Annotated in this window: 15 protein-coding genes; 9 read left to right on the top strand and 6 right to left on the bottom strand. The window is 47.4% G+C overall.

The genetic code is table 11. The features are described 5' to 3' along the window. Window positions 1-26: 26 nt before the first annotated feature. The 3 genes from MHB71_RS19160 to MHB71_RS19150 all read right to left on the bottom strand — a co-directional run bounded on the left by MHB71_RS19160 (window position 27) and on the right by MHB71_RS19150 (window position 4,184). Window positions 27-527 carry a hypothetical protein gene (locus tag MHB71_RS19160; RefSeq protein WP_340027279.1) on the bottom strand — a complete coding sequence of 167 codons (501 nt, stop codon included), beginning with the start codon at window positions 525-527 and terminating at the stop codon, window positions 27-29. Between the two features lie 104 nt (window positions 528-631). Further along, the gene (locus MHB71_RS19155) at window positions 632-2,449 is read right to left on the bottom strand and encodes an ABC transporter ATP-binding protein (RefSeq protein WP_340027278.1); all 1,818 of its coding nucleotides are present in this window, start codon (window positions 2,447-2,449) and stop codon (window positions 632-634) included. Continuing rightward, window positions 2,442-4,184, bottom strand: a complete 1,743-nt coding sequence (locus tag MHB71_RS19150; RefSeq protein ID WP_340027277.1) for an ABC transporter ATP-binding protein — start codon at window positions 4,182-4,184, stop codon at window positions 2,442-2,444. The genes MHB71_RS19155 and MHB71_RS19150 overlap by 8 nt, the downstream gene beginning before the upstream one ends. 361 nt (window positions 4,185-4,545) lie before the next feature. On the opposite strand from MHB71_RS19150, the gene MHB71_RS19145 reads away from it, so the two are divergent. The 8 genes from MHB71_RS19145 (at window position 4,546) to MHB71_RS19110 (ending at window position 16,007) form a co-directional block, all read left to right on the top strand. After that, window positions 4,546-5,469: an S-layer homology domain-containing protein gene (locus MHB71_RS19145; protein WP_047841909.1), complete on the top strand. Its 924-nt coding sequence runs from the start codon at window positions 4,546-4,548 to the stop codon at window positions 5,467-5,469. A gap of 825 nt (window positions 5,470-6,294) precedes the next feature. Beyond that, window positions 6,295-7,266 (top strand): ABC transporter permease subunit, encoded by a 972-nt coding sequence (locus MHB71_RS19140; protein WP_340027276.1) that lies wholly within the window; start codon window positions 6,295-6,297, stop codon window positions 7,264-7,266. Between the two features lie 16 nt (window positions 7,267-7,282). Beyond that, window positions 7,283-8,191, top strand: a complete 909-nt coding sequence (locus MHB71_RS19135; protein WP_036668765.1) for a carbohydrate ABC transporter permease — start codon at window positions 7,283-7,285, stop codon at window positions 8,189-8,191. Window positions 8,192-8,232: 41 nt separating this feature from the next. Continuing rightward, the gene (locus MHB71_RS19130) at window positions 8,233-9,828 is read left to right on the top strand and encodes an extracellular solute-binding protein (protein ID WP_340027275.1); all 1,596 of its coding nucleotides are present in this window, start codon (window positions 8,233-8,235) and stop codon (window positions 9,826-9,828) included. Window positions 9,829-9,935: 107 nt separating this feature from the next. Next, window positions 9,936-11,222 (top strand): alpha-L-fucosidase, encoded by a 1,287-nt coding sequence (locus tag MHB71_RS19125; RefSeq protein WP_036668769.1) that lies wholly within the window; start codon window positions 9,936-9,938, stop codon window positions 11,220-11,222. Window positions 11,223-11,285: 63 nt separating this feature from the next. Next, window positions 11,286-12,308: a carbohydrate-binding family 9-like protein gene (locus MHB71_RS19120; RefSeq protein ID WP_340027274.1), complete on the top strand. Its 1,023-nt coding sequence runs from the start codon at window positions 11,286-11,288 to the stop codon at window positions 12,306-12,308. A gap of 7 nt (window positions 12,309-12,315) precedes the next feature. After that, entirely contained in the window at window positions 12,316-14,949 is a 2,634-nt protein-coding gene (locus MHB71_RS19115) for a transglutaminase domain-containing protein (RefSeq protein ID WP_340027273.1), read from the top strand. Window positions 14,950-14,954: 5 nt separating this feature from the next. Further along, a complete protein-coding gene (locus tag MHB71_RS19110; protein WP_340027272.1) occupies window positions 14,955-16,007 on the top strand; it encodes a glycoside hydrolase family 18 protein in 1,053 nt (350 codons plus the stop codon). Window positions 16,008-16,157: 150 nt separating this feature from the next. Here the strand turns inward: MHB71_RS19110 and MHB71_RS19105 are convergent, their stop codons facing one another. Together MHB71_RS19105 and MHB71_RS19100 are read right to left on the bottom strand one after the other, a co-directional pair. Then, complete coding sequence (locus MHB71_RS19105) at window positions 16,158-18,458, bottom strand: helix-turn-helix domain-containing protein (protein ID WP_340027271.1); 2,301 nt, start codon at window positions 18,456-18,458, stop codon at window positions 16,158-16,160. A gap of 313 nt (window positions 18,459-18,771) precedes the next feature. Beyond that, a complete protein-coding gene (locus MHB71_RS19100; RefSeq protein WP_340030198.1) occupies window positions 18,772-20,286 on the bottom strand; it encodes a glycoside hydrolase family 43 protein in 1,515 nt (504 codons plus the stop codon). 170 nt (window positions 20,287-20,456) lie between these two features. Here MHB71_RS19100 and MHB71_RS19095 point away from each other — a divergent pair, with 170 nt between their 5' ends. Continuing rightward, window positions 20,457-21,323, top strand: a complete 867-nt coding sequence (locus tag MHB71_RS19095; RefSeq protein WP_036611501.1) for a helix-turn-helix domain-containing protein — start codon at window positions 20,457-20,459, stop codon at window positions 21,321-21,323. A 73-nt stretch (window positions 21,324-21,396) separates the two neighbouring features. On the opposite strand, the gene MHB71_RS19090 is transcribed toward MHB71_RS19095, so the two are convergent. After that, complete coding sequence (locus MHB71_RS19090) at window positions 21,397-21,966, bottom strand: YdeI/OmpD-associated family protein (RefSeq protein WP_307414662.1); 570 nt, start codon at window positions 21,964-21,966, stop codon at window positions 21,397-21,399. Between the last annotated feature and the right edge of the window lie 8 nt (window positions 21,967-21,974).

Genomic DNA, 21,974 nt, shown 5'->3' with positions numbered 1-21,974 from the left:
GAGCTTGTCCTCATCCATCCCGGTACTCAACGATCCTGTTGCTGTTCCAGCAAAGTCTCCTGAAGTAAGGACACCGCCTGGTTCAGCTCTTTTTTGCTCAGCAGATGATCTGTCTGAATATGAGACCGTGTGCCGTCTTTTAAGTACAGGACAAACATGGGAGAAGCGGACAGGAGCCACTTGCTGCGGGCAGGTGAGGCGAGTTCGACTTTGCGAATCTGGCTCCAAGCAATCTTACGTTTGCCCGTGCTTAACGCATCATCATCCCAGGATAACAACACGGCAGGGGTTCTGGTTAGTCGTGACACAAACATGAAGAACAGCGGTCCGATCAACCACATACCCAGCACGGCTGCAATGGAATAGTATATGGTCTCCAGTCTTTCGGCTTGTCCGTCCACGATGATCCATAATAAGCTCACGCACAAGAGAAGGAAAAGGAAGCATAAACTTCCCTTCCATAGAGCTGTGCTGCGTTGGTAACGAATCTGCTGATGGTCACGCTTGGGTGTTTCGGGTTGTTGCATAGATGTTCCTCCTAATTAACAATGCTGATCGATATGCCAAACGTGCCGCCTGCATAAGCAGAGCGGCATGTTCAACGTTCTGTATTTACTATAACTCAGTTTCATTACCCTGATATAGCTGAATTTTTACCTGCATCACGCGCATGGGTGTACAAGTCTGCATATACACCTTTGGCTGCGATTAGTTCCTGGTGCGGTCCTTCCTCCACAATCTCACCATTTTCCATCACCAGAATTCGATCGGCATGCATCACCGTGGACAGACGATGAGCAATAACAATGGTGGTGCGTCCCTGGGATACCGATTCCAGCGCCTGCTGCACAAGCTGTTCCGTGTGTGAGTCCAGATTGGCGGTTGCCTCATCCAGGATGAGCACTCGGGGCTGGAACACCACGATTCGGGCAAATGAAATCAACTGCCGCTCCCCGGCGGATAGTCCGCTTCCGCGTTCGGATAGATGCGTATCATATCCTTGAGGCAACCGTGAAATCATCGTATGTGCCCCGACAAACCGACAGGCCTCAATTGCCTGCTCTCGCGTAATATCCTCACGAAACATCCTCACATTATCAATAATGGAACCGGAGAACAGGAAAGGTTCCTGTTGAATCAGACCCACGATACGATGAAGCTTAGCCTGCGGCAGCTGCCGAATATCGGTACCATCAATCTCGATACTACCCTTGTCTACATCATAGAAGCGATTGAGCAGGGAGATCAGTGTACTTTTGCCAGCACCTGTTGTGCCCACGATACCTACCATTTCACCCGGATAGAGGTGCAGGTTCATCTGTTGGATCAAGGGCCGGTCTGCCCGATAACCAAACGACACATCATTAAAATCAATCTGGCCCATCACATTTTGTGGTTCAAGAGAGGAGGCCATACCGGGTTTGGGATCAGCAACTTCAGGCCGTGTATTCAGAATGTTCCAGATGCGATCCATCGATACGGTCGTGGACTGGAATGTATTCCATTGCATCGTAATCTGGTTAATCGGTTGAAAGAACTGGCGGATATAGCTGATAAACGCATACAATACCCCGACTTGCAGGGACTCACCCAGTACGGCGCGACCTCCAAGCCAGACCATCATGACCAGTGCTGCATTGCCAAGGATATCAAATGTCCGGTTGAAGATGACATTGGAACGGGCTTGCGCAATGTTGGCTTTCAGATGGAGCGCATTCTGTTCCGAGAAACGTTTCTTCTGTTCTTCCTCCTGGTGAAAAGCTTGAATCAGGAACATGCCGGACAAGTTCTCCGCCGTAAATGCGATCAGACGGGAAAGACGCGTACGGGCATTTTGATAAGCTTTCCGCAGTCGACTACGGAATAATACCGCAACCACCGCAATGACAGGCAGAACGATCAGGGAGTATGTCGCCAGCACAGGATCAAGTTGGAACATAAAGACGATAATGAGCACCAGCATCATACCATCCCGAATCAGACTGAGCAGTACTTGAGTGAAAAAGCTGCTGATGGTCTCCGTATCACTGGATACGTTTGTGACCAGACTGCCGATATGAAAACGGTCAAAGAAGGACATGGACATCTTGGAGATATGCTTGAACAGGTCCTTTCTGATCCGGGATACAATGTTCTGCCCTACGTGCTGCAACAGATTATTCTGGATATAGGTAAAAATAAAACTGATGACAGCCAGCCCGAGAAAGATGGCTGCGAGCTGAACGAGAAAGCCCACACTGGTCTGGCCCACGGCCAGATGATCATCGATGGCGATCTTCACCAGATAGGGTTGCAGCAGATCTGCCGATATGCCAAGCAGTGAACAGAAGAAGATACCGGCAAAAGCCCATTTATGCGGTTTGGCGTATGCCATCATCGCCTTAAACGAAGTTCGTTTACTCTGATCGGCCTCTGCATCTTGGTGAAGTTCAGCGTTAGCGTTAGACATGATGTAATCCCTCCTCCTGCAAACGGTAGGTGGCCGCATATAACCCCTTGGCAGCCATCAACTGCGCATGTGTTCCCTGTTCAGCGACTCGCCCTTCATCCAGAACGATAATATCGTCGGCGTGACGGACCGCGCTGATGCGATGAGAGATGATTAATGTAGTCTTGCCCTTGCCGATCTCACGCAGGCTACGCAGAATACCACTCTCGGTGACAGCATCAACCGCACTCATGCTGTCATCCAGAATAAGTAACTGTGCTTGTTTGATCAGTCCTCTTGCAAGGCTGGTTCGCTGACGCTGTCCACCAGACAAGGTGAGTCCACGTTCGCCAAGCAGTGTATCGAAGCGATCAGGAAAACGGACAATATTATCATAGATCATGGCTTGCCGTGCACTATGTTCCACTGTATCCAGCGATACTTCCCGGTCGCTGAATGCGATGTTATCCCGGATCGTGGTACTAAACAGGAATCCATCCTGAGGGACATAGGCGATGCGCGATCTTAGGCTTTCCAGCGACAGCTTCCGAATATCGGTGCCATTGATGCGAATCGTTCCTTCAGGTGGTTCATATGTACGCAGCAATAACTTAACGAGGGTACTTTTACCTGACCCGGTCTTGCCTACAATACCGACCGTTCGCCCGGCACGGATATTGAGTTGAATGTTTTTGAGAGCAGGAGATGAACTGCCAGGATAGGAGAAGGTTAGATTCTCCATGGAGATATCTTGTACGGTTTGGAGCGATGTGGCTTCAGGAAGTTCACGTACATCCGCTACTTCGCTGAGCAGGTCATTCACTCGTTCCAGTGATGCGCCTGAGCGCTGAACGGTATTAATAACATTGCCGATCTGTTGAAGCGGTCCCATAATAATGCGCAGATATAAGGTTAAGGCGACAAAACTCCCGAGTGTAATTGAATTCTGCATGGTCATAATACCTCCGACAAGCAGAGAAACGACCAATGAGATAGCTCCCAGCAGTGGTAGCAAGGCTTGAAACAAGGAAGACAGACGAACCAGTCGAAGCTGTTTGCTCTTGATCTCATCGACGGTAGTTCCAAAGCGTGCACGAGCACTGTCTTCGATGGCAAACGTCTTGGTTACGCGAATGCCACCCAGCTGCTCTTCCGCCGATTCCGTCATGGTTGCAAGAGCTTCCTGCACGTCGCGAGAGCGCTTGCGAATCCGCGGACCAAAAAACACGACCAGAAATGGAATCGCCAGCAAAGGAACAACACTGATTAAAATGAGCGTCAACGGAATCCCGCTAAGCAGCATCATGACAATGCAGGACAACAGCAGGAAGGTGGCATTGGTCATGAGCGTCACACCATTGGATATCGCTTCACGTACGGAAGTAACGTCATTCATGACATAACTGAGCAGCTTTCCGTTCCCCTGTTTGGAGAAATAATGTTCGCTAAGTTCGGAAAACTTACTGAATATACGCTCACGTGTCATGAATTCGAAGCGTCGACCGAGCTTCATAATCATGAATTGCCCGGTACCGAACAGCAGATTATACCCGATGGCAATAGCTAGAAGGGACAGGCTGTACCTTACGACCGTCTGCATCTGAAGAGAGTTCTGCATCAACTGATCCGTGAAGCTACCGAGTAAGCGGGGCAAGGAAGCTTGCCCGACATTGGAGGCGATGATCAGAAGAACAGCAACCAGATAAACAGGCCAGTTCGACACAACATAACCGCGGAGTAATCCTTTCTTGGACATAAGCGTTGTTCTCCTTTTGTTATAGGTGAAGTCAGTTCAGGCAGGTGGAGTCAAGAAAAGGGCCGACACCTGTTATTAGCGCGTCGTGCCCTCTTACTGTATGCGATCAAGTTCGTTGTTTATCCGTCATCCGATAGATTTCTCTATTCTTATTTTTGCGCTAATCCGATGGGATGTCAACGAAGCCAGTTAGCAAAAAGCAGGTGATCGGATTATCGACGTCGGAAAGGAGCTCTATGCAGTGTTCTCGTGTTGTATTCACCAGATGTCGAAATTACTGAAACATTTTCTAAGGATGCCCCGTCTGTAGGAATGAAGAGGTAAAAAATAGGCTTTACTAATCATATGGAGGTGCCAGGAAATGAAACATAAAAAAGGTTTGGCTGCAACACTTGCGCTCTGCGTTTCTTTGACAGCAGGAGGTGCATCGGTATTTGCTTTCACAGATGTGAAGGATGAAGGTCAGAAGTCGGTTGTGGATTCATTGAAATCAAAAGGTATTGTTAACGGAGTAACGGCGGATCTGTTCCGTCCAGATCTTGCATTGTCCGAGCCACAGGGTGTTCAACTGATTGTGAATGCATTTGGTCTGAAAAATGAATTTGCGGAAGCATCCGCTCAGAATAAAATCAGTCCGGATACGTGGTATGCCGATGCGGTGCAGGCCGCTACTCAGAATGGACTGTCCATTCCGGTTGAAGTGAACCCGCAGGGCAAGATGACACGTGAACTGTTTGTCATTTTGCTGAATGAAGGGATTAACACAACCGGGAATTATCCGGTCATCATGAAGTATAATCTTGTTAAGGACGAAAATAAAATCGGTAAGGACGCCATATCTGCAGTCCAGAACCTGCTGAACATGAACATCATTGAACTGGATAAGGACGGTAACTTCCGTCCAGATCAGTCGCTTACCCGTATGGAGGCTGCAAGCATGATCTTTAATGCACTTGAATTTGTGGATAAACACGGCAATGGCGGCTCAGCAGAGCCAACTCCAACCAATCCAGGTGAAGGCCAACAAGCGATTGTACCTGAAGTAACAACGACCAAGGTTGATGACAAAACAACCAAAGTTAAACTCAGTGCTGAAATGCCGCATCCTGGTTATGGATTGAAGATTGATGATGTGAAATTGGAGAAGGATGGACGCGCTATCGTGCTCTATTCCATTATTCAACCTGATCCAGACATGATGTATCCGATGGTTATCACCAATGTGACTGCAGAAACGGATATCCCAACAGGGTATACAGCAGAAGCTCAACCTTCTGGTAAGTAAATTCACTGCAAACCCTACAAACTGAACATGGTTAAAACGGATGTGTATCTTCCAAACCACTCTCCATACATGTATGGAGAGTGGTTTTTTATTTGAGTTGAAACTGTACACAGGTTTTCATATGATTATTTATATTACATTTAGTGTAATTAATCCTGTCGCTTTTTTATAAAGAAATGGATATCTACTTAGGATGTAAAGCCAGTTCGTGTTAGCGGAATGGCTTTTTTTAATGGTCTTTTCCGAAATATCTACTGTTTTCAGATTCCACACCTTGTGCAAAATTTACATATATGACTCCAAATTACTAGTGTTTATAAGCGTTTATGTATCCTGAAGGCAAAGATAAAAACAACATATATACGAAAGAGGGAGGAGAAATATAGAATAAAGGCAAGCCATTACAGGCTTGTAGTTTGCGAGAGATGTATGATAGATAATATTACATTGTATCACGTCGGTAAAACCTTGAAACCTGCAAACCTTAGAATTCAGTATGATGGCTGTAGACATCAATACCGTGTCCCATGCGTATATGTGGGTTTTGACTTTAAGGTCTGTTTTCTAACCTAAGTTCGGATCTGACATCTTTCAAGTTGATGTGATGAAACTCTCAATGACAACTACAGGAGGGAAATAGGTCAAATTCTACATGTTTTATACCCGCGAAATGACAATGACAAGCTGGCAACAAAAGTGTAAACCCCTGTTGTAACAGTATATTCCGTGATTTTAGAAGTGAAGATGGAAATGGCATATTTACGGATTCGAAAATGATCCATAAACTCAGTATGTAAGCGTTACCAAAAAAGGAGGAAACAACTGATGCAACCAGATGGGAAGTCCGCCTTATCGCAAAACTTATCGGTATACACCAATCCGAGCAGTAAGAAAAATAAATTATGGAGAAGGACGATTCGGAACTGGGAGTTGTATCTGTTTATTGCGCCAGCCTTTTTATACTTTCTGATATTCCATTATGGTCCGATGTACGGCATACAAATTGCATTTAAAAACTTTATCCCAACGCTTGGTGTCACAGGAAGCCCATGGGTCGGATTCGATCATTTCATCCGTTTCTTCAATTCGTATTATTTCTGGGATTTACTATGGAATACCCTTAGCATCAGCTTGTATGAGCTGGCTATAGGTTTTCCACTGCCGATTATTCTGGCGTTATCGTTCAATGAAGTGAAGGATTCCTTCTTCAAGCGTACTGTGCAGACCGTCACGTATGCACCGCATTTCATTTCGGTCGTGGTGATGTCGGGGATGATCATTACCTTTTTATCACCCTCGTCAGGCATGATTGTCAATTTGGTACAGGCCCTTGGATTCCAGGCACCTCAATTCCTGACGGACCCTGCGTGGTTCAAGACAGTGTATGTACTATCAGGAGTCTGGCAAAGTGCAGGCTGGGGCACCATTATATACCTTGCCGCTTTATCGGGTGTGGACCCGCAACTGCATGAAGCGGCTGTGGTGGATGGTGCGAGCCGGTTCAAACGGATTTTGCATATTAACATTCCAGCGATCATCCCTACGATCACCATCTTGTTAATTCTGAATATGGGCAGTATTCTGGGCGTCGGATTCGAGAAAATCCTGCTGCTGCAAAATCCGCTGAACATGGGCTCGTCCGATGTCATCTCAACATTTGTCTATCGATCCGGTCTGGTCGATGCGCAGTACAGTTTCTCTACGGCGGTGGGATTGTTCAACTCCGTAGTGAATGCGATTCTGCTTATTACCGTGAATCAGATTGCACGCCGCACCAGTGAAAACAGCCTATGGTAAAAGGAGGGGAATATACATGTCATCCGCTGTGAAAGAAAGTAGAAGTGATAAATTGTTCTTATTGTGTAATTACATCTATCTGACGGTAGCGCTCGTCATTGTGCTGTATCCGCTGTTATACATCATCAGTGCTTCAATCAGTGATCCCAAATATGTAGCCTCCGGTGAGATGTGGCTGCTTCCAAAAGGGATTACGTTTGAAGGTTACGCCCGGGTGTTTGAGAACACCAACATCTGGATTGGGTACAAAAATACGATTATCTATACCGTTGTAGGCACCATCGTTAACCTGATTGTTACACTACCGGCAGCCTATGCGCTCAGCCGCTCGGACTTTGTGGGACGCGGATTCTTCATGGCGATGTTTATGGTAACGATGTTCTTCGGCGGAGGGCTTGTCCCAAGTTACCTGCTGGTCAAGGATCTTGGTATGGTGAACAGCATGTGGGCACTTATTCTGCCCGGGGCTGCATCCATCTGGAATATTATCGTATGCCGGACGTTCTTCCAATCGACCATTCCCAAGGAGTTACAGGAAGCGGCGCATATTGATGGGTGTACCAACACCCGGTTGTTCATCAAGATTGTGCTCCCGCTTTCGATGCCAATCATTGCAGTGATGGCGCTCTTCTATGGAGTCGGACACTGGAACAGCTATTTTAGTGCCATGATCTATCTGAATGATTCCTCCAAGTACCCGCTACAGCTCTTTCTGCGCCAGATTCTGGTGCTTCAAGAAATGGCGGCTCAAGGGGGAGGCGCTATCGATACGTCTTCAGCCACGGCGATGAATACCAAAGCGGAGATCGCTGCACTGGTTAAATATGCCGTCATTATTGTTGCCACCCTACCTGTCATTGCGGTGTATCCATTCCTCCAGCGTTACTTTGTACAGGGTGTTATGATCGGTTCCGTTAAGGGATGATCTTAATCCATATACCACATTAAACAAGGGGAGTTGTTGTTATGAAAAAGCTTCGCAAGGCTTCATCCATTACACTCTGTCTCACCTTATTCGCAACATTGCTTGCAGCTTGTGGTTCAACCAATGAAGACGGAAGCACGACCACCAAAGTAGAGGGGGTCAAAAAAGAAGGTTTCCCCATTGTAGACAAAACGCTAACGTTAAAGGTCATGTCCCAGGATGCGGGCGTAGCCGACTGGAGCACGATGCCTGTGCTGCAAGAAATGGAGAAACTGTCGGGCATCAAGCTGGAATACCAGCTCTCACCAATCGACAGCTTTGAAACGAAGAAAAATCTGGTTTTCGCGAGCGGAGACTTGCCGGATATGTTCTATGCTGCGGACCTCAAGCCAGCCGAACAGGTGACTTATGGCAGCCAGGGCATCCTGATCCCGTTGGAAAAATACATTGACGAAGGTTACGCCCCGAATATCAAAAAGATTCTCGATGAGAACCCGGATGTCCGCAAATCATTTACAACACCTGATGGGCATATGTATGCACTCCCATTCATTGATAAAGCCGCCGTGTGGTATAGAGGCCCAATGTGGTACAACGGGGAATTCTTGAAGGCACTTAACGTAGAAGAGCCCAAGACTACGGAAGAATTGTATACGTATCTCAAGCGTGTAAAAGAAGAAGATCCCAATGGCAATGGCCAACAAGATGAAATTCCGCTTACTTCTGTAAAACTGGATGATCTTCGCATGTTTTTCTTCGGCTTCTGGGGAATGTACAACGAAGGCATCTATTCCGATAAGGACGGTAAAGTTCACTATCCTTATCAAGAAGAGGGCTACAAAGGTTATCTGACGTTCATGAACCGCTTGTGGAAGGAAGACTTGCTGGATCATGAGACCTTCTCTCAAACAGGTGATCAGAAAAAAGCTAAAGGTGAAAGCAACAAACTTGCACTGTTCAACGATTACCATCCATACTTCACACTCGGTGGTGAACCTAGCACGGATCATCCGCTGATGACACCCGTGAAGAGCGAGGTGGCAGACTCTCCGGTATACGGCAAGCATCCGGGCATGTCGGCTCGCGGTACCTTTGCTATTACAAGCAGCAACCCGTCACCCGAGGCGACGATGCGATGGATCGATTACTTATACAGCTATGACGGTGCGACACTGTTCAATCAAGGTCCGGAAGGTGTGTTGTGGAAATTCAAAGACAAGGAAAATCACGTGAAAGAGTGGCTCCCCGTTCCTGGCGGCGGTGATCGTGAGGAATACCGCGGTAAAATCACGCCGAACTTTGGTATCTTGACACCGGGTATTAATGATCCGGATGTAGCGAAGGGTCTACGCACCGAATTTGATGAGTGGATTGACCAGCAGAATCAAGAGAAGTTGGTACCTATCGGAAAAGCGCCATTTCCTAACGTGTATTTGACGAATGAAGAGCAAAGCGAAGCAACCGCTCTATTGTCTGACCTGGATACGTACGTTAAACAGATGGAAGCGAAGTTTGTGACCGGCCAGGAACCACTTGAGAACTGGGATAAGTACATTGCACAGATGAAGAAAATGGGCAGTGACCGTATCATCGAACTGTATCAGGGGGCATATGACCGCTGGAATTCGGGGCAATAAAGCCTATCGAGGTACATCCCATGCAGAAAGACAGCAGTTAGCTTCAATATTGTTAGCTGCATTAAATTTTTCGCATATAAGAATTCACGGGGGAGGTGTGGACCGTTATGCAGAAATGGTTTGAAGAAGCCAAACTGGGGATATTCATCCACTATGGCATCTATGCGGTGGACGGGGTTGCGGAATCCTGGTCCTTCTATAATGGCAGGATATCCTATGAAGAATATATGAAACAGTTGGATGGTTTTACGGCATCGGAATTCAATGCGGAGAAGTGGGCGGAATTGATTGAGAAGTCTGGTGCCCGGTATGCCGTATTGACAACGAAGCATCATGATGGCGTTGCTCTATGGGATACGCAATATAGTGATCTCAATGTTGTCAAACAGACACCAGCGAATCGGGACATTGTGAGGGAATATGCGGAAGCGATTCGGGAAAAGGGCATTCATCTGGGGATGTATTACTCGCTCATTGATTGGTCACACCCGGATTATCCTAGCGTGTATGAAGGTGGGAAAGTACCGGAGGATCTCAGTAGTGTCAACCGGCATTCAAGTCCTGTGGACGGTGTTCAAGATCAGGCAAAGTGGCAGAAGTTCCTGCAATTTAATAACCATCAACTGGGAGAGATTTTAACAAATTACGGAAAGGTGGATCTGCTGTGGTTTGATGGGGACTGGGAACGGAGTGCCGAGCAGTGGAATCTGCCGGAGTTCAAGCATTATCTGCAATCTTTTAACCCGGATATCATCATCAACTCCCGCCTTCAAGGTTATGGGGATTACAAAACGCCTGAGCAAGGCATTCCGATCACAAGACCGGAGGGACCCTGGGAATTCTGCACCACGATCAATAGATCTTGGGGTTATGTGCCAACCGATCATAAATATAAATCCCTAAATCAGATCATTCGAATGTTCTGTGACTGCATTTCGATGGGCGGTAATATGTTGCTGGATATCGGTCCGCGTGAAGATGGCACCATCGATCAGAGGCAGGAGGATATTCTGCTTGGACTGGGAGCTTGGATCCGAACCCATGAAGAGGCCGTCTTTGGTACGGGGGAAGGCATTATGCCTCGCTATTATCTGGGGGGAAGCACCGTATCAGAGGATCGAAAGACGCTGTACCTGTTTGTGTATGACGATCCAAAAGAGAATGTGTGCATCAAGGGTCTCTGCAATCCGATTAAGAAAATTACCGTGCTGCATTCGGGCAAAGAGCTTAATCATGAGATTCATGGGGGCGTGCCTTGGTTCAATATCCCGGGGACAACGTGGATCAAGATGACCCCGGAGGACACGCATGAACAGGTGACCGTTCTTAAGATCGAATTCAATGAGGAGCTGGAAATGTACGGCGGCTCTGGAGCCGTTGTCACCCATAACTAACCATTACGGGGAGGGTGTGTGCTGGTAGAAGCATGCCCTCCCTTACGAATTGGAGAGAGTGACATGAACAGAAGTGGAGTGCCAGAACCCAGGATTGAGTATGCTCCCAAACATTATATATGCAAGCGTGCGCAGGAACCGTTGGTGTTAGACGGTCGTGTGGATAAGGCATTTTGGAATGCGGCTCATTGGACGGAGGATTTCGTTGATATCGAAGGTGATCTTCGTCCGAAGCCAGAGAAACAGACACGGGTAAAAATGCTGTGGGATGACGACTATTTCTATTTTGCTGCCGAGCTGATTGAAGATCAGATCTGGGCTACCCTGACTGAACGTGATTCCGTTATTTTCTATGACAATGACTTCGAGATTTTTATCGATCCCGACGCGGATTCCCATCAATATTATGAGTTCGAGATCAATGCGCTCAATACGGTATGGGACCTGTTATTAGTGAAGCCGTATCGGGATGGTGGGCCTCCGGTTAACGGTTGGGATATTAGCGGTCTCAAGACGGCCGTATATATCGACGGGGAACTGAACAGACCTGGTGCAGAGAACCGGAAATGGAGCGTGGAAGTCGCGATTCCCTGGACCAGTCTAAAAGAATGTGCCGAAGGAAACCGTCCACCTGCGCCGGGTGAGTTCTGGCGCGTCAACTTCTCGCGTGTGGAGTGGCAGACCGAGGTACAGGACGGTGAGTACCGCAAGGTGCTGAATCCAGATACTGGAAAACCTTATCCGGAGGACAACTGGGTGTGGTCACCCATGGGCATCATCAACATGCATTACCCGGAGTTGTGGGGTTATGTTGTATTCTCGGATGAAGGAACGGATCAGTCGTTTGAGTTGCCGGAAGATGAACGAATCAAATGGGAGCTTCGCAAGCTCTATTATCGTGAACGCAATTATTATGAAACCCATGGTGAATTTACACAGGATGTGAAGCTGCTTATGGGTGAGGAATCGTGGAGCTGTGAGCCTGTTATTGAAACGACTCGTAGCCTTTTCCAGATTACTGCGCCGTCTTCGGACGGAACGGCCTTGATCTGTATTCGGGAAGACGGAAAGCTGTGGAAGGAGTGAGAACGCAATGACCAGCCAAACCTTGGTATTTTCCCTTGATGCACAGTCATTGGAGATAATTGAGCAGAAGTTCCAGGAGAAGGTACGTTTTGCAGAGGCCCGCAAATCGGAATTGTTTCATGTTTTTCAGCAGGAGCTAACGCAAGAAGAGGCATGGGCGTTGAAGTATGTCTATGCCTATATGCCGGTAAACGACATGGCTGATTATAACGGGGACTTGTTCTTGAGTCATGTGCGCCGGGCTTTGGACACCCGCAAACGTGTGCCTTGGGGAGAACGCGTTCCTGATCATCTGTTCCTTCATTTTGTACTGCCTTATCGTATAAATACGGAAAATATTGAAGATTACCGCGGCTTATTGTATGACGAATTAGCCGAGCGGACTACGAACTTATCCATGGCAGATGCCATTTTGGAGACGAATTACTGGTGTCATGAAAAAGCGACCTATATAGGCAGCGATCTGCGTACGATATCACCGCTGACGATGATCCGGAATGCTCGTGGTCGATGCGGCGAAGAATCCACGCTGGCGGTAGCCGCTCTTCGCAGTATTGGTATACCTGCCCGTCAGGTCTACACACCACGCTGGGCTCACTGTGACAGCAACCATGCTTGGGTAGAAGCCTGGGCAGATGGTCAATGGTATTACATCGGGGCATGCGAGCCGGAAGCCCGTCTGAACCAAGGGTGGTTCAGCCCGCCAGCCCGCAGGGCCATGCTGATTAATACGAGGATCTATGCCGACTATCCCGGACCAGAGGATATTACGCTCTCGGAAAAGGGATATACGGAAATTAATTTACTTGAGAACTATGCGCCCACACGCAACATCTATGTGAAGGTGAAAAATGAGCAGGGAGAGCCCGTACCCGGCGCGAGTGTTCGTTTTGAGCTGTACAATACGGCTGAATTCTATCCGATTGCCGAGATTAGGACGGATGCACAAGGGGAAGCAACCTTTAAGACTGGCTGTGGTGACCTTTTGATTCGTGCGGTCAGCGGCGGCAAGTGGAGTGAGGTCCTATTCAAGGCTCAGGAAAATAAGGATGTAGAGCTTGTGCTGGACTCGTCAGAGCAGCCTACAGGGATTGTAGATTTCGATATGGTTCCTCCTCCGGAAAGGGAAGGAGAGGTCGTGGTTGCATTACCAGAGGAGAAGATTGAGATTCATAATCGTCGTCTGGAGGAAGGAGCGCAGGCACGGAGCGAGTATGAGGACACGTTCCTGAGTGAGGAGGAAGCTGTATCTCTGGCTAAAAAGGTTGGACTGCCCTCGGTACGTGTATGGGATGTTCTCCACAAGGCACGGGGGAACAGCCGGGAAATTGCAGCTTTCCTAGAGGAACGTTCCAATCCATACGGTGAGTGGCCGCTCCGGTTGCTGGAGTCGATGAATGAAAAAGATTTAATTGATACTTTTCGCCAGACGCTGGATGGTCATCTGATTGGTGCGCTCTCGCAGCAAGGATCTTGGGCGGAGGATACGTTTGTGAGATACATCCTGTGTCCGCGGATCTCCTATGAGATGCTGGTCCCTTATCGAGGTGTATTCCAGAATGCCTTTTCGACAGAGGAGGTAGTGACGTTTAGGGAAAATCCTGCGACGCTTGCCCGAATGCTGGAACAGCAATATGAGTACTATGACGATCTTCCTAATCTAAAAGGCAAAGGGAATCCAATAGGGACGTATAGTCTAATGAAGGGAGACTCTCAGTCGCTGGATATTTTGTTTGTGGCTGTATGTCGCAGTCTGGGTATTCCGGCCCGATTACATCCGAGCGCACAGAAACCACAGTATCTAAGTGACAAAGGCTGGGAGGATGCAGTGTTTAGTCTCGTCTCACCTCTAACTCAGGAGAGCACAAGCTGGGGAATGCTCCGACTTCATAGGGATATAAAAATTCCGCAGGATACATCTGAAGCATCCTATTTCGAGAACTTTACGTTTGCCCGTCTGGAAGATGGCGTCTACAAGACGTTGATTTATCCTTATGGCAATACGAATGTCTATAGCGAGCCATATGAGGTTGAGGCAGGAGCTTATCGCTTAACGACAGGCATTCGTCTGAACGATGGAACGGCAAAAGTACGATTCGTTTACTTTACCGTGCGCGCCGGAGATACCACTGAGGTTGTATTGTCTTATCGTGAGAATGAGGTTAATATTCCTGTACTGGGTAAACTGGCACCAGGAAGTATACTGACCCTTCTGGACGGTTCAGAGGTAGAACTGAAGGAACTTCTGGGATCGGAGGGTGCTATTGCTGCCTGGATTGAACCGGAGCGGGAACCGACCAAACATCTGATTCGTGAACTGTGCGAGCTGGCAGAGCCGCTGGATAGGCTGGGTATACCAATCGTACTCATGATCGGAGATATGGAATGGAACGCTGCCTTTGACCCTGCTGGTTATCCAAAGCTGCCTGTACGCACGGTTTTTGTACGAGATTCCAGTTATGCTTCCTTGTCCGGCTTCATTTTGAAGCCTGCAACTCACGAAGCGGGTTATCCACATCTGTTCGTGCTGGATACTCAGTATCAAGTTCGTTATTCGGCTTCCGGGTACAAGATTGGTACCGGGAAGGAAGCCTTGCAGATTGCTGCTGCGATATCTCAATCATCGAACGGATCGGAGTGAAGAGAGTGACGAAATATATTGCTGCGGGTTATGCTGTTGATTCAGTTCTTCCCGATATGACACATGAGGATCTCTTGAAGTTAACACATCTGAACATAGCCTTCGGACATGTCAAGAATGATGCAATCACTACCGAGCATTTAAAAAATGGCCATGTGATCCAGAACATCAAGCGGGAGCATCCAAAACTTAAAGTGCTGCTGTCTGTAGGTGGATGGAGCGCTGGCGGTTTTTCCGAAGCTGCCTCAACCCAGGCGGGGAGGGACAGCATGGCTGAATCAGCGGTTAGGGTGCTGGAGGAATATCCTTTTGACGGGATCGATCTGGACTGGGAATATCCTTGTTACGGTGAAGCTGGTATCGCATCCAGCCCAGATGATAAACGGAATTTTACGTTACTTCTCAAGACAATCCGGGAGGCACTGAGTGCTAAGGGAGAAGCGGATGGCCGTCATTATCTGCTCACCATTGCGGCAGGGGCTGATCAATACTACGTTGATGGTACAGAGATGGCCGAGGTGCAGCAGTACCTGGACTACGTGCAGTTGATGACCTATGATATGCGTGGCGGTTTTCAGGTTCTGACCGGACATCATACGAATCTGTACACGCCAACAGGAGATCTGTTTCGAATCAGTACGGATGCTTCCATGAACCTGTTTGTTCGCGCAGGCGTTCCGAAGGAGAAAATTGTGATTGGAGCTGCCTTCTATTCCCGGATCTGGACTGAGGTTCCTGACCGAAACCACGGACTCCATCAAATGGCCGGCAGCACAGGCGGCTACGGTCCGTCATTTGCCGAGCTGGAAGCGAAGTACATTAACAAGAATGGTTACACCCGTTATTGGGATGAAGAAGCCTGTGCACCGTTTTTGTTTAATGGGTCCAGCCTCATATCTTATGATGATGAAGAATCGATCCAATGCAAATGTGATTACGTAAAGGATCAAGGTCTGGCCGGGATCATGTTCTGGGAGTACGGCTGTGATCCAACTCACCGTTTGCTGGGTGCAGTGCATCAAGGACTGAAGGTTCTTCCGGCTGGGAAAATCGGATAAGGCCGCCAGCCGCGACGAATCAGATTATGTCTACGGACTAAAAACATACGAAGGGGCCGTCCTATACGTTATGAGCATGACGTATAGGACGGCCCTTGTTTGCGTTGTTTTGGTCTAATGAATCAGGCACATGTTAGACGATGTCTCCCTTTATCCAATACATTCCTCGTCATCATCATCAGGAGAATCGGCGGAGCCATTGGGACGGTGCATTTTACGGTATTGCCCTGGGGTATAACCCGTCTCTTTTTTGAATTTGCGGATGAAGTTTGGTGTATCCAGGTAACCGACACGCGTGATGATATCTTTTAACGGATCGGTTGTATGCAGCAGTAGTCGAATGACCTCATCCATCCGTTTCTGCCAGATATATTGGGTAAAGTTCATGCCGATCTTTTCTTTGAAAGAACGACTGAAATAGGATGAAGAGATCGTGAATTTCGATGAAATCGTACCTAAACTGACATCATAATCAGAGAAATTGGCATCGATATAAGCCACGATTTCATCCATAAGAGAGCTTTCTTCCGTCTCACTCTTTGCCTCGACATGGGCGCAGATTTCGGCGGCAAGGCCTGTCAGTTTTTTCTCCAAATCCTCTAACGAGTCGTAGGAAGTGATCCTTGGAAGGTGATCAACCACATGATGGATTCCAAGCTCCGAAGCGGTTTTGAGCATTGTATTCAGAATATCAAAGCAGATGCAACGCAGCAGCGGTACAGATGGCATTTCGGATTTCAGGGTATTCAACGCAGTTGACACCATCTGAACCGCCACATCATAGCTGCCTTGTTTTAAGCTCTGAACCAGCTTTAATAACACATCCTTAGGGACCCAGAAGGAGGAATCCTGTACATCGGAACCAGAGAGGTCGTTAAAGTATGTACTCCTGCCCTGTCCATGAAGCATCGATGCTTCCAGAGCGGTCGAGGCCTCAATGTAGGACTGATTCAGCTGTTTCGGATAAGTGTACCGATTGCCTATCCCGATTGCGGGCGCGACCCCGGTGTGTTCTGTCACCATCCATTGCAGTTTTTCAACGATAGGCTCCATACGGATATTCAGGCTACCTTCATGCCCAATTTCGGCATCGAATCCCACGATAAGGGCCAATTGGTCTGCCTGTGGCAGCTCTACGCCGTAAGCATATGCAGACAACTCCGGCAGGTCCACATCGTTCATCAGCTGCATGACAGTAGGTTGCTCGGGGTTATCACCGATAGGAAAAGCATGCATTTCCCAGCCCATGATCATGACAAAATAATGGGACCGGTTAAAGCGTATGCCAAGCTTATCCGTAAACTCAGAAGGAAAATCTCCGGTGTGACCGTGCTTCAGCAACATGAGCAAAATATGATTGCGAGCATAGGGCTCCTGAAGATCTACGCGCTGACTATAATCATGCAGTGTTTTCTTGATCCATTCCAGCTCGTTGGTGGTGGAGGATGGATCAGGATCATTTTTCAACCGAATGAACTCCATTAAGTCTGAAATCGGATGGTACTGTCTTCGGGCCAACATAATGGCGAGGAACGTGCCCATCACCACCATGAAGGAGAAAACGAGAACAACAAAGGTGCGAATATGAACGATTCGGCTAAAAAATTGGTTGCTGGGCATAGCGGTTACATAAGTCCAACCCGCATCCGATTTAACGGATACAACCGAATGTGGTTCTTGATTTAAGGAGATGCTGTGCGTGCCGGGTTCAAGAGCAAACAGAGCGTTAACTTCCTGTTCGGATATGATTTCTCCCTTGTAATTGGCTGCCAGTACTTGCCCGAAATTATCGAAAATATAAGTCATCCCGTGATAGTCGCTAAGGATGGAATCAATTAAGCCCGTCAGATTGGACTCGTGAATCAAGTACATGACGGTTCCATGGGCGGGCGTATTGTTAGGTGCAATCGGTACAAGGTATGCCAGCATGGAATTGGGTATTCTGGTTCCTTGGACGACCTGCTCCGCTGGACGTATTGTGGGGGACTGTACGTTATTCAAATCCCGGATCATGTCTGTTTTGTTCCACGTAGTAAATTTGTAGCGGCCAGTGAATACATCCAGGTTCTCAGAACCTTGAGAAGAATAGATGTTATCATCTCCACGGAAGAACAGGAATAACTCATCGATAATGGAACTGGTGGCTTTGTATTTGACCAATGCGCCGATGGATTCCCGGCTATAGTACGGATGGTGGGTCCAATACCGCGTTAACTGCTCATCGTAGGCGATGCGAAAAGCGATGTCTTGGAGTTCTTTCATGCGATCATCAATGACAGTTTTGGCTTGAGTGAGCTGATTGACATTGGTCTGTTCAATCTCTGAACGGAGCGTGTCCACAGCGTTGTGATAAATAATGATGGTTAAAATAACAAGAGGGATAAGAAAAATGGAGATATAGGATAGGGTGTACTTAAACAGAAGCTTGGACTTGAAGTGATTCCATTTCATATCTGCAACCTCCCGTTTATCTTAGTGCTGCAGCGATAGCGCTCTCATATGGGCAGTGAAGCTATTGTTAAGATGGGAGCTGCTGGGGTGTTCCTTCTAAAAATACTAGGAGAACTTCTCTAATAAAGCAATGGTTCTTTTATAAATTCCAGTGCAATCCGTAAGAAAGATATAGTTATAGCAAAATCCCCTCAAAGTTCACTCATTTCCTTATGCTACCACACAAGGCTTTTCAAAGAGTAACTACTTTAAGGGGATAATTTTACTGATCATATATTATATTTTCTATTACTGAATATAGGAGTTACAACGATTATTCGTCCAGAGGTTCATAGTCAAACCAATCGTAACTTGCAGGCGTACACTCCCCCGATGGAGCATAAGCGTACATGGCGATCATCACACCTGTGAAACCACTTGCTACTTCGGTAGATAACAGATGTGTTTCCCCTGAACCCACTTCGATGGCATCGGATGAACCTTGCTGGTAGAGGAACGTGAAGTGATTACGGTCAGCCTTGATTTGTAATACAACCGGCCCCGTGTCACAGTCAAGCACCTGTTCGGTTCGCAGAGAGCCGACGGTTCGCCGCAATACGATTTTCTTCTGCCCATAGACCTGTGTTACAGCCAAATCGTAATGATATTTATCATTCATAAATAAGGTTAATCCGGCTTCCTCACCGCTCGCAAATGGCTCATAACACAGCTCGGTGGCCATATTGCATAAGAAATGGCTCAATCGACGCCCAACAAAGGCTGGATTTTGTCCATCATCGAGTGAAACCGGCTGACCCCGCAGGATGAGTTGCCCGGGATTTTCTGTGAGTGTCCAACTATTCGGAGCCGGGTTCCGTAAGAAGATCCAGTTCATGTCCAAAGTTGGTTCGTCAAAATGATCCCGTATAGCCCGAGGTGACCAAGGATGCTCAGGCAATGAAGGTCCGGTCATCTCTGGTTCAATATGTCCGTCCACACCGATTATCGGCCAACCGTCATCCGTCCAAGTGACAGGTGCCAGGAAGGTCTCGCGTCCCAGATGGTGTCGCATGGGGTAACCTGCTGGACGAAGGCCCAGACATACGGCCCACCAGCTTCCATCCTGGATCTGGACAAGGTCTGCATGACCGGTTGCGTGAATGCTGGATTTCATGCTCCGATTGGACAGAATCGGATTATGAGGACACGGATCAAATGGTCCGTATGGCTCTGTGCTCCGAGCGATGGTCTCCATATGGCCATACTCGGTTCCACCTTCGGCGATCATCAGATAATAGAGGCCGTTTATTTTATACATGTGGGGAGCTTCGGGGGCTGCTCCTCCGGTTCCAGTCCAGATCAATCGACTATCGGTTAGTCTGGCTCCGGTCGTGATGTCTATCTCGCACTGATAGATGCCTTCGCCTTCATCGCCGTTACAGGCCGTTTGAAAATACACACGTCCATCTTCATCAAAGAAAAAAGAGGGATCAATGCCGCCCTGATCAATAAAAATCGGAGCAGACCATGGTCCCTCGGGCAGGGCACTACGCACATAAAAATTTCCGCCGCCGCTGACATTGGTTGTTGTCATGTAGAACCAGCCATCATGGTGCCGGAGTGTTGGGGCAAAAATGCCGCCAGAACTGCCCGCGTTCGCTAAAGGGAGTTGCTCAGTTGTTGTGAGGACATGGCCGATCTGTCGCCAGTTCACAAGGTCTTTGCTGTGGAAGATGGGCACACCAGGGAAATATTCAAAGGTACTGGTTACCAGATAATAGTCTTCATCTACACGGCAGATACTTGGATCTGGATAAAACCCCGGAATGACCGGATTGGTATATTTCATCATTTATGCTCCTATTCATTTCGAGAATTTAGTATGAATCTGGACACATTGAAAATCCCTGCTACAAGGCGAATTATAACGCTTATAAGTATATGGAACCTTGATTTTTCGGTCTTGGAATAGCATGATATAGACATTCAACCCAACTATGTTCGCGGAGGGGAATGCTTTTGAGTAATGCATATTTGAGATGGTTTACCTCGGACCATCAACAATTTCCGTTTTTTATCCAGTACGGTGGACATGTTGAGGACATGGAGCTTCATAATCATATGGATTTTACGGAACTTGTGATTGTTCTGAATGGTCATGCAACCCATGTGGTGAACACCGAGGAATTTTTTATTAAAAAAGGGAACGCATTTGTGATTAATGGCGACACCCATCATGCGTATAAAGACCCTCATGATTTTAGGATCTGTAACATTATGTTCAGTCCCGAGATGCTTGCTTCGGCTGGGCCCGATCTGAGAAAATCTAACGGCTTCCAGGCGCTGTTTGTTTTGGAACCGTTTTATCGTAATATTCACTCCTTTCCGAGTAAATTGGCGTTATCCATTTCCAGTCTGGAGTATGTAGAATCACTGATATCGTTCATGATTGAGGAGTATCAGAGTAAACAGCAAGGGTATCAGACGATGTTGATCTCACGTCTTACGGAGATGGTTGTTTATTTGTCGAGGCAATATGATACGCAGGAGAAAGGGATCGAAGGTAATAATCTGATGCATCTGGCAAATGCCATTTCATTCATTGAAGATCATTATCTGGAGCCACTGTCGCTAGAGGATATTGCGGGGAAGTCGAATATCTCAATAAGGCATCTGAACCGGATTTTTCGATCCTATTATCAGATGACCCCGATCTCTTATCTGCAAAAGTTGCGTCTGGAGAAGGCGTGTCATTTGTTAAAAAACGGGAACCTGTCCATTACGGAAATTTCGTATGAATGCGGGTTTAACGACAGTAATTATTTCACCCGCCAGTTTAAGAAAGCCTTTGGCAAGTCTCCCAAAACATACAGGCAGACTCATTAATACCTGGCCGAATATAAAACACCAAAACAGGGCCTCCTCATATGGAGGTCCTGTCTGCTGTCTCAGGGAAAATTTAATAGTCCAAAAGCCGTCCGTTGTCATGCCACTGACCGTACATTTTATTTTCCTTTGTGTTGGTTATGAACTTATCCAATCTGCTCTGGAATAATGCTGGCTGATTCTTCACACTTTGGATCGTATCGATACGAACGTTTTGATACAGGACAGGGAAGGCCATGAAATTTGCATAAACCTGCTGGTCTTCTTTCAGCCTTTGTTCGATCACACCATCAATAATGAAAGCAGTCGGCTCCATAACAGGAAGAACCTTTCTACCCTCGTCATGCATGAAGCCCAATTTTTCAAGACGACGGACACGTTCCTTGTTCAATTCAGTCCATGAGCTACGTTTACTCCTAGGAGATAATCTTTGTGCTAATTGAGTCTCGGATATTTTCTTTTTGACTCCATCGATCCAGCCAAAGCACAGCGCCTCCTCAACCACGTCCAAATACAGCAGGGTATTTGGCACGGGTTTTATGCTTATCATTACCCAGCAAGATTTCTCAACTTTTCCATGCGTCCGCAACCAATTTCTCAATTCATCCCTCGACGTCACGGGGATACAATGTACATTTTCCATCCGATTGT

The organism is Paenibacillus sp. FSL H7-0940 (assembly GCF_037979415.1).
Taxonomy (GTDB): domain Bacteria; phylum Bacillota; class Bacilli; order Paenibacillales; family Paenibacillaceae; genus Paenibacillus; species Paenibacillus amylolyticus.
This window is presented reverse-complemented; position numbering and strand designations above follow the sequence as displayed.